Genomic DNA, 14603 nt, shown 5'->3' with positions numbered 1-14603 from the left:
GACGAGGATCAGGGTGCCTACTCGACGTGTCGGCGTCATCCGGGGCTTGTCGTCCATCGTCTCTATTTGCCCAGGAGTGTGTTCACGGCCTCGAGTCGCTTCCGCTCTCCGTCCAGCGCTGATTGGAACGTGTCCGGCTGCTTGTCTATCGCTTGCTGCTCGTAGTCGGCGAGGACGTAGTAGAAAGTGTCCGGCCAGCGGCTTTCCTTCGTGCACTCGACATCTGCCAAGGCCACGGCGATAGTGTCCGCGCTGATCGCGCCCGCATTCGCAGTCGGAGCTTCCTCGAAGCGTGCGTAATCGAAGCCGGCATCCTTCATGCATGCCGACCAGGCGCTGGCTTTCTCTTTCACCGCATCGTGACTGAACGTGAGGCCGTAGACGTCGGACGTCAGGTCGCGGAGGTCGACGAACGGAACTCCGATCTCGTCTTCGACGACTCCGTAGCACCCCTTCGCGGATGGCGCATTGCCTTCGACGTCTGTCGGGATGAGCTCTGAGGAAAGTACCTGGTCATCGCCCCCCTCGCCGGGGATCCTTCCTTGCTCGGGGCCGTACATCACCGCCGCCAGCTGCGCGGCCTCCGTCGGATCGCTCGGCATAACCGGGTTCAAGTTCTCCGCGCTGGACAGGTAGATGCCGGCCCCATTCGACCACTCGCCTCCGGGAGGTGCTGCGTAGCCGTACTCTTCGGCCTGGTCACGCGGGAGAGTACCGAGCCTGCCTCCCCATTGGTAGATGAGAGGCACGTCCGGATCTTCACTCAGCTGCTGGATGTAGTCGCCGCTGAACGTCGCAGAGAGACCGAAGTCGGCGATGCACCGGTTCAGTAGAGCGGCCGTGCCCTGTTGCAGCTGCTCACGTTCGGAGTTGCTCATCGCGAACGAATCGAACGGCAACGCTGCGAGCGCCTGCGTCGCGGAGAGTTCTGCAGGAAGGTCCGGGGTGGTCCATCCCTCTTCCGACGACGCGTTGGAGCATCCCGAGATGACGAGTGCGGCAATGGCGAGCAGGGGCAGTGTGGGCGCGAGGCGTTTCATGGGTTCGGGGCGTTCCTAATCTCGAGACGGTGGGGACGTGAGACCGGGCACGCAGTAGGCCCGGTCTCACGCGTGGGTCAGACTCCCGAGAAGCCCGACCAGGACCCGCAGCCGAGCTGCGTGCCGTTGTTGATGGAGCACGCCTGGACGCGGAACTCCCAGCCAGGAAGCACCCACAGGGTGCGCGACTCGGTCGTGCCGGCGCCCTTGATGTTGTCAACGTACTGGTTGCTGGTATTGCCACGGAGGTTGTACGCGGTGCGGGAGCCCCACCCGTCGTTGTAACGGTCGGTGCTGGACATCGTGTCCGAGGATGCATTCCAGTACGCGGTGGCGCGCGCCTGGCCGCCTGTCGTGTACGTCGCCGTGGCGTCGGCCATCGCCGCAACCGACGGCGTGACGATCAGGGCGGCGGACACTGCCGTCGCGGCGGCGAACTTCGCCAAGCGCTTCTTCGTGCTCAACTTCATTTTCTCTCCTCATGGATGCGAGGCCTGGATCAGTATTGACCAGTTTCACCTCGGTTCCCCCTGAGTGTGAAAGACAGCGTTTCGGAGTGTCTGTCCCCCTTTCGGAGGACACGGTGGTGGCCTTTTGCAGGCACAAGGAACACCTGACACACATCTTTCCTGCCCTCACTTCGGCGTATTCCTGCGGCCAAATGCGGACGATGAGCGGGCGCCGTGCTGCCGTCGCCGCAGCCGCCGTCACCGCTTCTCTTTGCGCCTGTCGCGTCGATCAGAAAAATGTCTGTCAGGATTTTCCGTCTCGCGCAAACACCACTCCATCGACGTATGCCGCTCAGCGGGGCTCGAGAGTCTGACATCCGAGCAGTGAGTTCTTCTCCACCGACACCACCCAGTCGCGCAGCGGGAGCTTGCCGCGCGTCTATCCGACTCGCCGTGCGGCCGACGGATCTCGCAATTGCGCGACTGGATCCGTGAAGCCAGCGACACCCGGCCACACCCACACCGTGGTCGTGCTCGTCCCCTCCGGGACCGAGGGGAACTCCGTCGATGGCGCTGCGACCGAAGAGTCCTCACCCCACCGGGAACCGTCCCACCACCGGGTCGCACCCTTATCGTCGACATACCAACCCGCGGGCGCGCTCACGAACGATCTCGGAGGTCGGGGCGAGCGCAAGTCTTCGGTGGCATGTGGCCACCCGATTCTGGTGAGGGCCACGGTGACGAGAGAAGGCCCCCGCGGTAATCGCGTGGGCCTTCGAGTTCCGCGGCGTTCCGCGGATGTGGTGGTGGCGAGTGAGGGATTCGAACCCCCGAATGCTGAGCAGTCTGATTTACAGTCAGATCCCTTTGGCCGCTTGGGTAACTCGCCAGAGCGCACCCGTCCGACTTGGACAGCCAACCGGGGGCACGAGAGACAAGCATACCTGCCGGAGGCGGGTGCAAGAAATCGAACGGTCAGCTGCCGTTCGCGCCGCGCCTGGAGTCCTCCAGCGACTCGGGTGTCCGCAGCAGACCACCCTCGGCGCGACAGGTCGCGGCGGCGACGTCCATCGCGCGCAGCAGCAGTGCACGCCACTCCCCCAGGTCGGACGGAGACGCTGTGACCAGGCCCTCCGAAACCGCCGCGAGAGTCGCGTCCCCCGCGCCGACGGTGTCGATCACGACACCGGGAAGCTGCGCGATGGGAGCCGAGACGATGCCGGCATCCGCATCGATGGTGGCGCCGTCGGCACCCGCGGTCGCGAGGACGGCAGCAGCGCCGAGGGCCCGCAGACGGGCGCGCAGGGCGTCGAGGTCGCCGTCGTAGAGGATCGTCGCGTCATCCGCGCCGACCTTGACGATGGCGGCCGAAGCCGCGAGCCGCTCGAAGCCGCGGACGAACTCCTCACGGTCGCTGAGCATTCCGGTGCGCGGGTTGGGGTCGACGGCAACGCGCGCGTCCCCCAGGGCATCGGTCAGGGCGTCGACCTCGACCGGCACGTCGAAGGGGAAGCAGCTGATCGCGACGAGCCCAGCGTCGGCGATCGCCTGTCGAGCCTCGTCGGAGTACCGGATGCTGCGCTTCTGTGCGGCATCGTTGAAGACGTACTGCGGCTCACCGTTCGCCGCCCGCTGCACGATCGCCCGAGAGGAACCGAGCGGCGCCTCGCTCCCGATGAGCCGCACGCCGTGGTCGGAAAGGTACTCGCGGATGTGCGCGCCGGCCTCGTCATCTCCCACCATCGCGATCAGCGTCGTCACGACTCCCAGGCGCCGCAGTCCGACGGCGACGTTGAGTGCGGCACCGCCGACGAGCTCGCGCACCCCCGAATCGTCGCGGATCTCATCGATCAAGGCATCGCCGATCACGACCACGGAACCGGCGGAAGAAGTCTGGTTGCTCACCCGCCGACACTATCGCGGCACGGGGAGCCGACGGCAACACCGCGATCCTCTGCCATCCCGACACCGATGCGCAGTACGGTGTGGCCATGAAGCCCCGACTCACCGGCGCTGCCGCGGCACTCCTCCTCCTCGTCGCACTGACCGCCTGCACCCCGCAGACGGGCGGCGCGAGCGCTTCGCCGAGCCCGGCAGGGAGCGAGACGGCCGACCCCGAGCAGACCGGCTCGCCGTCGCCCAGCCCCACGCCGACCAGCGCACCCGTCGCGCTCCCGACCGACTGCCGTGCGATCCTGTCGGACGCCGTCCTGGCCGAACTCGGGGAGACACCGCTCAACGACGCCGCCTTCGGCCCTTCCGGTGTGGGCTCCGACGGCACTCTGACGTGCATCTGGGCCGACCCGGGCGCCGACACGACCGGTCTCACGACCACGATCTCCCGGATGAACCGCGGACCCGCGCTCGACATGTTGAACGCTCTCGCGAACGATGAGGGCTTCTCCTGCTTCACCCCGGACGGCGGCACGCGCTGCGAGAAGACCTGGCCCAATGCGCAGTACCCGGTGACCGACGGCCGCACCCTCTTCTGGCGGGAGGATGTGCTCATCGACACGCGCTACTCGAACCTGGCGCCGAGCGGGTACACCTCGAGCATCGTGGAGCACATCTTCGGCTGACCTCGTCCACCGCGCGGCTGCCAGGCACCACGCGACTGCACCAGGGCACGAAGAAGGCCCCAGGCGAATCGCCTGGGGCCTTCTCAGTCACTCAGCACTCAGTTATAAGTGCCGGGGGTGATGTCGTCCGTCGAGAACGCGTCGAAGTCGACGTAGCCGAAGTCACCGTCAGCGTACGCGCCGTCGGATGCGAAGATCCGGTTCGGGTAGCGCTCGCTCTTGGCTTCCTCGGTGGCCTCGACCGTGACGTCGCGGTACTTCGAGAGACCGGTTCCGGCCGGGATGAGCTTACCGATGATGACGTTCTCCTTGAGACCGACCAGCGGGTCACGCTTGCCCTGCATCGCAGCCTCGGTGAGCACGCGGGTCGTCTCCTGGAAGGAGGCGGCCGACAGCCACGACTCGGTCGCGAGCGACGCCTTCGTGATACCCATCAGCTCCGGACGGCCCGACGCGGGGCGCTTGCCCTCTGCCACTGTCTCGCGGTTGATCGACTGGTAGCGCTTGAGATCGACCATCTCACCCGGCAGCAGGTTCGTGTCGGCGTGATCGACGACGGTGACCTTGCGGAGCATCTGACGGACGATGACCTCGATGTGCTTGTCGTGGATCGGCACACCCTGCGAGCGGTACACGCCCTGGACGCCGCCGACGAGGTAACGCTGCACCTCGCGAGCACCCATGACGCGCATGATCTCCTTGGGGTCGAGCGTGCCCACCAGGATCGGCTGACCGACCGTGACGTGCTGCCCGTCCTCGACGAGAAGCGTCGCACGCTTCAGCACCGGGTAGATGACCGGCTCGTCACCGCTGTCGGGCGTGAGGATGACCTTCTTGCCCTTGTCGGTCTCGTCGATCGTGATGCGGCCATCAGCCTCGGCGATCGGCGACGCGCCCTTGGGGGTACGCGCCTCGAAGAGCTCCTGCACACGGGGAAGACCCTGCGTGATGTCATCCGCCGATGCCGAACCACCCGTGTGGAAGGTACGCATCGTCAGCTGGGTACCGGGCTCACCGATCGACTGGGCCGCGATGATGCCGACGGCCTCTCCGATGTCGACCGTCTTGCCGGTCGCGAGCGAACGGCCGTAGCACTGCGCGCAGACACCGACAGCGGAGTCGCAGGTCAGGACCGAGCGCACCTTGATGCTCTCGACACCGAGTCCGACGAGCTTGTCGATCAGCACATCACCCACGTCGTCGCCGGCCGAGGCGAGAACCTCGCCCGACTCGTTCACGACGTCGGAGGCCAGCGTACGAGCGAACACCGAGTTCTCGACGTTCGCGTCGCGCACGAGCTCACCCTGCGAGTTCGGAGCGGCGATCGGGAGCTCGAGGCCCTTCGACGTGCCACAGTCCTCTTCGCGGATGATGACGTCCTGCGAGACGTCCACCAGACGACGGGTCAGGTAACCCGAGTCGGCGGTACGCAGAGCGGTGTCGGCCAGACCCTTACGGGTACCGTGCGTCGCGATGAAGTACTCCGCAACCGACAGACCCTCGCGGTACGAGGAGATGATCGGACGCGGGATGATCTCACCCTTGGGGTTGTTCACCAGACCACGCATACCGGCGATGTTCCGGATCTGCAGCCAGTTACCACGAGCACCCGACGACACCATGCGGTTGATGGTGTTGTCCTCGGGGAAGTTCGCCTTCATGGCGGCCTGAACCTCGTCGGTCGCCTCGGTCCAGATCTTGATGAGCTCCTGGCGACGCTCGGAGTCGGTCGTCAGACCCTTTTCGTACTGCGACTGGACCTTCGCGGCCTGCTTCTCGTAGCCGGCGACGATCTCCGCCTTGTTCGGCGGGGTGAGGATGTCGCTCAGGGCGACGGTCACACCGGAGCGCGTGGCCCAGTAGAAACCGGCGTCCTTGATGCGGTCCAGCGACGCAGCCGTCTCGACCTTGGGGTACTCCTCGGCCAGCTTGTTGACGATCTGCGACAGCTTGTTCTTGTCAGCCTGCTCGCGGACGAACGGGTAGCCCTTGGGCAGCGTGTCGTTGAAGATCGCCTGACCCAGCGAGGCGTCGACGAGACCGTGACGCTCGTAGCCCTCGGGAGCTTCGCCCTCGAGGAAGGTCAGACCGGGGATGCGGATGCGGATCTTCGCCTGCAGGTCGAGGGAACCCTCGTCCTTGGCCAGGATCGCCTCGCCCACAGAACCGAACGCACGTCCCTCACCGGCTGCACCCTCCTTGACCGTGGTCAGGTGGTGGAGGCCGATGATCATGTCCTGCGAAGGCAGGGTGACCGGACGACCGTCAGACGGCTTCAGGATGTTGTTCGACGCGAGCATCAGCACGCGGGCCTCGGCCTGAGCCTCGACCGACAGCGGCAGGTGGACAGCCATCTGGTCACCGTCGAAGTCGGCGTTGAACGCCGCGCAGACGAGCGGGTGCAGCTGAATGGCCTTGCCCTCGACGAGCTGAGGCTCGAACGCCTGGATGCCCAGACGGTGCAGGGTGGGTGCACGGTTGAGCAGAACCGGACGCTCGCGGATGATCTCCTCGAGCACGTCCCAGACCTCGGGACGGGTGCGCTCGACGGCGCGCTTGGCCGCCTTGATGTTCTGCGAGTGACCGAGGTCGATCAGGCGCTTGATGACGAACGGCTTGAAGAGCTCCAGAGCCATCTGCTTGGGCAGACCGCACTGGTGCAGCTTCAGCTGCGGGCCGACGATGATGACCGAACGGCCAGAGTAGTCGACACGCTTTCCGAGCAGGTTCTGGCGGAAACGACCCTGCTTACCCTTCAGCATGTCGCTGAGGGACTTCAGGGCACGGTTGCCGGTACCGGTGACGGGGCGACCACGGCGACCGTTGTCGAACAGTGCGTCGACGGCCTCCTGCAGCATGCGCTTCTCGTTGTTGACGATGATCTCGGGGGCACCGAGGTCGATCAGACGACGAAGACGGTTGTTGCGGTTGATCACGCGACGGTACAGGTCGTTCAGGTCACTGGTCGCGAAGCGTCCACCGTCGAGCTGGACCATCGGGCGCAGCTCCGGGGGGATCACCGGGACGACGTCGAGGACCATCGCGGCCGGGCTCATGCCGGTCTCGAGGAACGAGCTGACGACCTTGAGGCGCTTGATCGCACGGATCTTGCGCTGGCCCTTGCCCTCGGAGATCTGCAGACGCAGGTTCTCCGCCTCGGCGACGAGGTCGAAGGCCGCAAGGCGGCGCTGGATCGACTCGGCACCCATGTAGGCCTCGAAGTACTGTCCGAACCGGTCCTGCAGCTCGTGGAAGACGTCGTCCTCCGGGCGCAGGGCGCCGACCTCGAGGGTGCGGAAGTCCTCCCACACGCGCTCCAGCTTCAGGATCGCCTCGTCGGCACCCTTGCGGATGAGCGACATCTCCTTCTCGGCGGCGTCCTTGACCTTCTTCTTGGCGTCGGCCTTGGCACCCTCCGCCTCGAGAGCGGCGAGCTCCTCCTCCAGCTTGGCCAGGCGCTCCGCGATCTTGGAATCGCGGCGGTCGCCGAGCGTCTTCAGCTCGAGACGGATGTTGTTCTCCTGCGTGCCCAGGTCACGGTGACGAGCTTCCTCGTCGACCGAGATGACCATGTAGGCGGCGAAGTAGATGACCTTCTCGAGGTCCTTCGGCGCCATGTCGAGCAGGTAGCCCAGACGCGAGGGCACGCCCTTGAAGTACCAGATGTGGGTGACGGGAGCGGCGAGCTCGATGTGACCCATGCGCTCACGACGGACGGAGCTCTTGGTGACCTCCACGCCGCAGCGCTCGCAGACGATGCCCTTGAAGCGGACACGCTTGTACTTGCCGCAGGCGCACTCCCAGTCGCGGGACGGGCCGAAGATCTGCTCTCCGAAGAGACCATCCTTCTCCGGCTTCAGGGTGCGGTAGTTGATGGTTTCGGGCTTCTTGACCTCGCCGTAGGACCACGCGCGGATGTGGTCTGCGGTCGCCAGGCCGATGCGAAGCTCATCGAAAGTTGTGGACTCGAGCACTAGTTCTCCTGTGTCGGAAATTCTTTTTGAGAAGTCTGCTGGGGTGTGCCCGGGAGTTGGATCCCGGGCACACCTGCGGATTAGATCTCGTCGATCGAGGCGGCCTCGAAGCGGCTGGAGATGTTGATACCGAGCTCTTCTGCGGCGCGGAACGCCTCATCGTCGGTGTCGCGGAGGTTCACCAGCGTGCCGTCGGCCGAGAGGACCTCGACGTTCAGGCAGAGCGACTGCATCTCCTTCATGAGCACCTTGAAGGACTCGGGGATGCCGGGCTCCTGGATGTTCTCGCCCTTGACGATCGCCTCGTACACCTTGACGCGGCCGAGGATGTCGTCGGACTTGATCGTGAGGAGCTCCTGGAGCGCGTATGCGGCGCCGTAGGCCTCGAGGGCCCACACCTCCATCTCACCGAAGCGCTGTCCACCGAACTGCGCCTTACCACCGAGCGGCTGCTGGGTGATCATCGAGTACGGACCCGTGGAGCGTGCGTGGATCTTGTCGTCGACCAGGTGGTGCAGCTTCAGGATGTACATGTAGCCCACCGAGATCGGCGCCGGGAACGGCTCGCCGGAGCGGCCGTCGAACATCTGGGCCTTTCCGGTGGAGTCGATCAGACGCACACCGTCGCGGGTCGGGATGGTCGCGTCGAGGAGACCTGCGATCTCCTCCTCGCTCGCACCGTCGAACACCGGGGTGGCGACCTTCGTGCCGGGAGCTGCCTCGAAGGCCTGCTCCGGCAGACGGGATGCCCACTCCGGGGTGCCCTCGACCTTCCAGCCCTGCTTCGCGATCCACCCGAGGTGGGTCTCGAGGACCTGACCGAAGTTCATTCGACCGGGGATACCGAGCGGGTTGAGCACGATGTCGACCGGGGTGCCGTCCGCCATGAACGGCATGTCCTCGATCGGGAGGATCTTCGCGATGACACCCTTGTTGCCGTGACGGCCGGCGAGCTTGTCACCCTCGGTGATCTTGCGCTTCTGAGCGATGTAGACCACGACGCGGCGGTTGACGCCAGAGCCGAGCTCGTCGTCGCCGTCCTCGGCGTTGAACTCCTTGACCGCGATGATCGTTCCCTGCTCGCCGTGAGGCACCTTCAGGGACGTGTCGCGGACCTCGCGGCTCTTCTCGTTGAAGATCGCGCGGAGCAGACGCTCCTCGGCCGACAGCTCGGTCTCACCCTTCGGCGTGACCTTGCCGACGAGGATGTCGCCGGGGCGGACCTCGGCACCGATGCGGATGATGCCGCGCTCGTCGAGGTCCTTCAGCAGCTCCGGGCTGACGTTGGGGAGGTCACGGGTGATCTCCTCCTTGCCGAGCTTGGTGTCGCGAGCATCGACCTCGTACTCCTCGATGTGGATCGAGGAGAGGGTGTCGTCCTTCACCAGGTCCTGGCTCAGGATGATCGCGTCCTCGAAGTTGTAGCCCTCCCACGTCATGAAGGCGACGAGGAGGTTCTTTCCGAGGGCCAGCTCACCGTTCTCGGTGGCGGGGCCATCGGCGATGACCTCTCCGACCTCGACGCGCTCACCGGCGTTGACGACGACCTTCTGGTTGTAAGACGTGCCCTGGTTCGAGCGGTCGAACTTGCGGAGGTGGTACTCCTGCGTTCCGCCCTCGTCGAGCATGACGACGACGCGGTCTGCGGAGACCTCGGAGACGACACCGGCCTTCTCGGCGGTGATGACGTCACCGGCGTCGATGGCCGTGTAGCCCTCCATACCGGTTCCGACGAGCGGCGAGTCGCTGCGCAGCAGCGGCACAGCCTGACGCTGCATGTTGGCACCCATGAGGGCGCGCTGTGCGTCGTCGTGCTCGAGGAAGGGCACGAGCGAGGTCGCGACCGACACCATCTGGCGCGGCGAGACGTCGATGTAGCCGATGTCCTCCGGGAGGAACATGTCGACCTCACCGCTACCGCCCTTGGGACGGGCCAGGACGTGGCTCTCGATGAAGCGACCCTTGGCATCGAGCGGGGCGTTGGCCTGCGCGATGTTGAAGTCGACCTCTTCGGAAGCGGTCAGGTAGTCGATCTGGTCGGTGACGACGCCACCCTCGACCTTGCGGTACGGGGTCTCGATGAAACCGAACGAGTTGATGCGCGCGAAGGTCGCGAGAGCACCGATCAGACCGATGTTCGGGCCTTCAGGAGTCTCGATCGGGCACATGCGGCCGTAGTGCGAGGGGTGGACGTCACGGACCTCGACGCCGGCGCGGTCACGCGAGAGACCACCGGGGCCGAGCGCGGACAGACGACGCTTGTTCGTCAGACCCGCGAGCGGGTTGTTCTGGTCCATGAACTGCGACAGCTGCGACGTTCCGAAGAACTCCTTGATCGCGGCGACGACGGGGCGCACGTTGATCAGGGTCTGCGGGGTGATCGCCTCGATGTCCTGCGTGGTCATGCGCTCGCGGACGACGCGCTCCATGCGGGACAGACCGGTGCGGACCTGGTTCTGGATCAGCTCGCCGACCGCGCGGATGCGACGGTTGCCGAAGTTGTCGATGTCGTCGGTCGCGAGACGGATCTCGGCCTTCTTGCCACCGCGGATGCCCGTGAAGGTCTCCTCGGTACCGGCGTGCAGACGCACGAGGTACTTGATCGTGGCCACGATGTCCTCGACGGTCAGCACCGAAGAGTTCAGCGGCTGGTCCAGGCCCAGCTTGTGGTTGATCTTGTAGCGACCGACCTTGGCCAGGTCGTAGCGCTTCGGGTTGAAGTAGAAGTTGTCCAGCAGCGCGCGCGCGGCCTCGGCAGCGACCTGCTCGCCCGGACGGAGCTTGCGGTAGATGTCGCGGAGCGCATCTTCCTTGGTGACGATCGTGTCCTTCGCGAGCGTCTCCTCGATCGAGGTGTAGCCGGCGAACTCGGCGAGGATCTCCTCGCTGGTCATGCCCAGCGCCTTGAGGAAGACCGTGACCGACTGCTTGCGCTTGCGGTCGACGCGCACGCCCACCTGGTCGCGCTTGTCGATCTCGAACTCGAGCCATGCTCCACGGCTCGGGATGACGCGAGCCGACACGATGTCCTTGTCACTCGTCTTGTCGGGGGTCTTGTCGAAGTAGACACCCGGCGAGCGCACGAGCTGCGACACGACGACTCGCTCAGAGCCGTTGATGATGAACGTGCCCTTGTCGGTCTGCAGCGGGAAGTCGCCCATGAAGACCGTCTGGGTCTTGATCTCACCCGTGAGGTGGTTCATGAACTCGGCCTCGACGTACAGCGGAGCGGCGTAGGTCTTGCCACGCTCCTTGCACTCCTCGATCGAGTACTTCTCCGGCTCGAGGTAGGGGTTCGTGAACGACAGCTGCATCGTCTCGCCGAGGTCCTCGATAGGAGAGATCTCCTCGAAGATCTCGCCCAGACCGCTGTTCTCGTTGACGTCGGTGCGACCCTGCTTCTTGGCCTCGGCCACGCGCGCCTTCCAGGCGTCGTTGCCGACCAGCCAACCGAAGGATTCGGTCTGCAGGGCGAGAAGGTCAGGGACCGTCAGCGTGTCGGAGATCTTGGCGAACGAAAGACGGGATGCTCCGCGTCCGTTCTTGGTGGTGGTGGATGTGGATGCGTTGCGAGCAGCAGCCAAGGGAATAACCTCCGTGAGCCCCGCAGGGCTTCTCGATTCCTTTGTCGTCAGGTGGAGTGTGCGCCCGGGAACTCAACAGATGCCGACCACCATATGAGGGCAGGGAGAAGCGAGCGCAACTACCTACTATACGCACGATTCTGCGACATGGCAAGCGCAGTCCTTGACCAATCTCGGAAGCTGCGGTATGAGTGCCCCTGCGGGGACGCCGAGACCCACCTTCTGTGTCGAGACCCACCCCCGCAGACGACTGCGGAGATGGGTCTCGACGAGCGGGGTGGGTCTCGGCGGACGACCGTCGTCAGGAGGCGATGCCCAGCTCGTTGCCGGGAATCGACGCCAGCAGACGCCGGGTGTACGGGTCGCGGGGGTTCGTGAAGATCTCCTCCGAGGTGGCGGCCTCGACGAGCTTGCCGTCCTTCATCACGCACACGTAGTCGCTGATCAGTCGCACCACCGCGAGGTCGTGCGAGATGAACAGATAGCTCAACCCGTACTCGCTCTGCAGGTCGCCGAGCAGCTTCAGGATCTGGTCCTGCACGAGCACATCGAGCGCCGACACCGGTTCGTCGCACACGATCAGATCGGGCGAGAGGGCGAGGGCACGGGCGATCGCGACGCGCTGCCGCTGCCCACCGGACAGCTCGGACGGGTACCGACGCAGCATCGACTGCGGCAGAGCCACGTCATCCAGCAGCTGACGCACGCGCCTGCGTCGGTCGGCGCCACTTCCCCTCTTGTAGAACTCCAACGGTTCGGCGATCAGGCGCTCGATCGTGAACATCGGGTTCAGGCTCGAGTACGGATCCTGGAAGATCGGCTGCACCTGCTGCCGGAACTCCTTCGTCTCCGCCCGAGTCAGCGACGCGATGTCCTTGCCCTCGTAGCGGATCAGCCCGCTGGTCGGCTCGATCACCTTGAGCAGCATCCGTGCCGTCGTGGTCTTGCCCGAGCCGGACTCGCCCACGATCGCCACGGTCTCGCCGCGCGGGATCACCAGCGACACGTCGTCGACGGCCACGAAGTCCTCCCCGCGTCCGCGCACCGGATACACCTTGGTGAGGTTCTCGATCTCGACGATGTTGTCGGCGGGAGCCGTCTCGGCGACGGTGCTCGCCTCCGCTGCCCTCTCCTGCACGCGGAACGCCTCCGGCTGCAGGCGGGCCGCGGCGACCGAGGGGGCCGCCTTCACGAGCGACTGCGTGTACGGATGCTGCGGGTCCTCCAGGATCTGCCGGGCATCGCCCTGCTCGACCACCTTGCCGCGATGCATAACGATCACACGCTCCGCACGCTCTGCCGCGAGCCCCAGGTCGTGTGTGATGAGCAGCACGGCCGTTCCCAGCTCGCGAGTCATCTGCCCGATCTGGTCGAGGATCGTCTGCTGCACCGTGACGTCGAGGGCGCTCGTGGGCTCGTCGGCGATCAGCAGTCGGGGCTTGCACGCCAGCCCGATCGCGATGAGCGCGCGCTGACGCATGCCGCCGGAGAACTCGTGCGGATACTGCTTCGCACGTCGCGCCGGGTCGGGAAGGCCCGCGGCGGTCAGGGCCTCGACCACCTTGGTCTGCACGTTCTGCCGTGTGGCGAGGCCGTGCGCGAGCAGCGTCTCCGCCACCTGGGTGCCGATCTTCGCGACCGGGTTCAGGTTGGACATCGGGTCCTGCGGCACGAGACCGATGTCACGACCGCGGATCGCGCGCATCTCATGCTCCGACGCGCGCGAGATCTCCTTCCCGTCGAGGCGGATGCTGCCGGAGGCGATCTTGCCGCCCCCGGCGAGCAGTCCGATGATCGCCATCGCGGTGGTGGACTTGCCCGAGCCGGACTCCCCCACGATCGCGACGGTCTCGCCGGGGCGGATCTCGAGGTCCACGCCCTCCACGGCGTGCACGACACCGTCCATGGTGGCGAAGTCCACGGCCAGCCCCTGGACCGACAACAGCGGTTCGGTCGACATCTGCTTCTCCTTCGCGGCGCTCACGGCGCCGTCTTCCCGCGCGTTCATCGTGCCCTCGTCCGGGGATCCATCGCCTCGCGCAGCGCCTCACCCAGCAGGGTGAAGCCGAGCGCGGTGACCGCGATGCAGATACCGGGGAGGAAGGCGAGCCACGGCGCGATGGCCAGCTCGGACTGCGCGTAGGTGAGCATGCGGCCCCACTCCGCCGTCTCCGGGCGTCCGCCGCCGAGACCGAGGAACGACAGGGCCGCCGCATCGATGACGGCGGTGGCCAGCGTCAGGGTCCCCTGCACGATCACCGGACCGATGGCGTTGGGCAGCACATGCGACATGGTGATCTTGCCGCGACCGAGACCGAGGGTCTGCGCGGAGAGCACGTAGTCGCTCGAACGCTGCTGCAGCATCGACGCGCGCAGCAGGCGAGCGAAGATCGGCACCTGCGATGCCCCGATCGCGATCATGATCGCGAACGGGGTCTGACCGAGGATCGCGGCGATCGACACCGCGAGCAGAAGATTCGGCACCGACAGGATGATGTCGACGATGCGCATGATGAGGGTGTCCACCCATCCGCCGAACGTGCCGGCGAGCAGGCCAAGGATCATGCCCCCGACCAGACCCATCGCGGTGGAGATGACGCCGATCATGAGCGACGCCTGCGCGCCCCAGATGAGCTTGGACAGCACGTCGCCGCCGAAGCGGTCCAGGCCCAGAGGGAACTGCGGCAGCTCTCCCGGACCCGGGATGTAGGTGGGCGTGATGTACTTCGCACCCGGCAGCGCCGTCTCCGGATAGGGAGCGAGCAGGGGCGCGAGGGCTGCGATGAGCAGGAAGGCCACGACGATGGCCGCGCCGATCCACGCTGTCGGATTGCGACGGAGGCGACGGAACACGTCCCGCCAGAATCCGCCGGAACCGTTCTTCAGATCGGCCTGGGCGATCGCGACGGTGTCGATGCTGCCGACGCTCTCTGCCGAAGGGCCCTGGGCGGGCGGGAGGGCGATGCTCATACGACCG

9 protein-coding genes and 1 tRNA gene are annotated in these 14603 nt (G+C 65.9%); 1 reads left to right on the top strand and 9 read right to left on the bottom strand.

Annotated elements, in window-relative coordinates:
• Window positions 1–62: 62 nt before the first annotated feature.
• The 5 genes from F6W70_RS13560 to F6W70_RS13540 form a co-directional block, all read right to left on the bottom strand.
• The gene (locus F6W70_RS13560) at window positions 63–1040 is read right to left on the bottom strand and encodes a hypothetical protein (protein WP_151486996.1); all 978 of its coding nucleotides are present in this window, start codon (window positions 1038–1040) and stop codon (window positions 63–65) included.
• Between the two features lie 77 nt (window positions 1041–1117).
• The gene (locus tag F6W70_RS13555; RefSeq protein ID WP_055870130.1) at window positions 1118–1510 is read right to left on the bottom strand and encodes a hypothetical protein; all 393 of its coding nucleotides are present in this window, start codon (window positions 1508–1510) and stop codon (window positions 1118–1120) included.
• Between the two features lie 418 nt (window positions 1511–1928).
• On the bottom strand, window positions 1929–2153 hold the full coding sequence (locus tag F6W70_RS18050) for a DUF2510 domain-containing protein (RefSeq protein ID WP_170287912.1): 225 nt from the start codon (window positions 2151–2153) through the stop codon (window positions 1929–1931).
• A 140-nt stretch (window positions 2154–2293) separates the two neighbouring features.
• Window positions 2294–2378, bottom strand: a tRNA-Tyr gene (locus F6W70_RS13545).
• 86 nt (window positions 2379–2464) lie between these two features.
• A complete protein-coding gene (locus F6W70_RS13540; RefSeq protein ID WP_151486994.1) occupies window positions 2465–3394 on the bottom strand; it encodes a PfkB family carbohydrate kinase in 930 nt (309 codons plus the stop codon).
• Window positions 3395–3480: 86 nt separating this feature from the next.
• Here F6W70_RS13540 and F6W70_RS13535 point away from each other — a divergent pair, with 86 nt between their 5' ends.
• The gene (locus F6W70_RS13535; RefSeq protein WP_151486993.1) at window positions 3481–4068 is read left to right on the top strand and encodes a hypothetical protein; all 588 of its coding nucleotides are present in this window, start codon (window positions 3481–3483) and stop codon (window positions 4066–4068) included.
• Window positions 4069–4166: 98 nt separating this feature from the next.
• Here the strand turns inward: F6W70_RS13535 and rpoC are convergent, their stop codons facing one another.
• From rpoC to F6W70_RS13515, 4 genes are all read right to left on the bottom strand, one after another.
• On the bottom strand, window positions 4167–8042 hold the full coding sequence (gene rpoC / locus F6W70_RS13530; RefSeq protein ID WP_055870118.1) for a DNA-directed RNA polymerase subunit beta': 3876 nt from the start codon (window positions 8040–8042) through the stop codon (window positions 4167–4169).
• An 80-nt stretch (window positions 8043–8122) separates the two neighbouring features.
• Window positions 8123–11626, bottom strand: a complete 3504-nt coding sequence (gene rpoB, locus F6W70_RS13525; protein ID WP_055870115.1) for a DNA-directed RNA polymerase subunit beta — start codon at window positions 11624–11626, stop codon at window positions 8123–8125.
• Between the two features lie 301 nt (window positions 11627–11927).
• The gene (locus F6W70_RS13520; protein WP_082524382.1) at window positions 11928–13634 is read right to left on the bottom strand and encodes an ABC transporter ATP-binding protein; all 1707 of its coding nucleotides are present in this window, start codon (window positions 13632–13634) and stop codon (window positions 11928–11930) included.
• A complete protein-coding gene (locus F6W70_RS13515; protein ID WP_151486992.1) occupies window positions 13631–14596 on the bottom strand; it encodes an ABC transporter permease in 966 nt (321 codons plus the stop codon). Before F6W70_RS13515 ends, F6W70_RS13520 begins: the two co-directional genes overlap by 4 nt.
• Window positions 14597–14603: the final 7 nt, after the last annotated feature.

Source organism: Microbacterium maritypicum, from assembly GCF_008868125.1.
Lineage (GTDB): Bacteria > Actinomycetota > Actinomycetes > Actinomycetales > Microbacteriaceae > Microbacterium > Microbacterium maritypicum.
The sequence above is the reverse complement of the archived record's forward strand: the minus strand, read 5'-3'. Positions and strand labels throughout refer to the sequence as shown.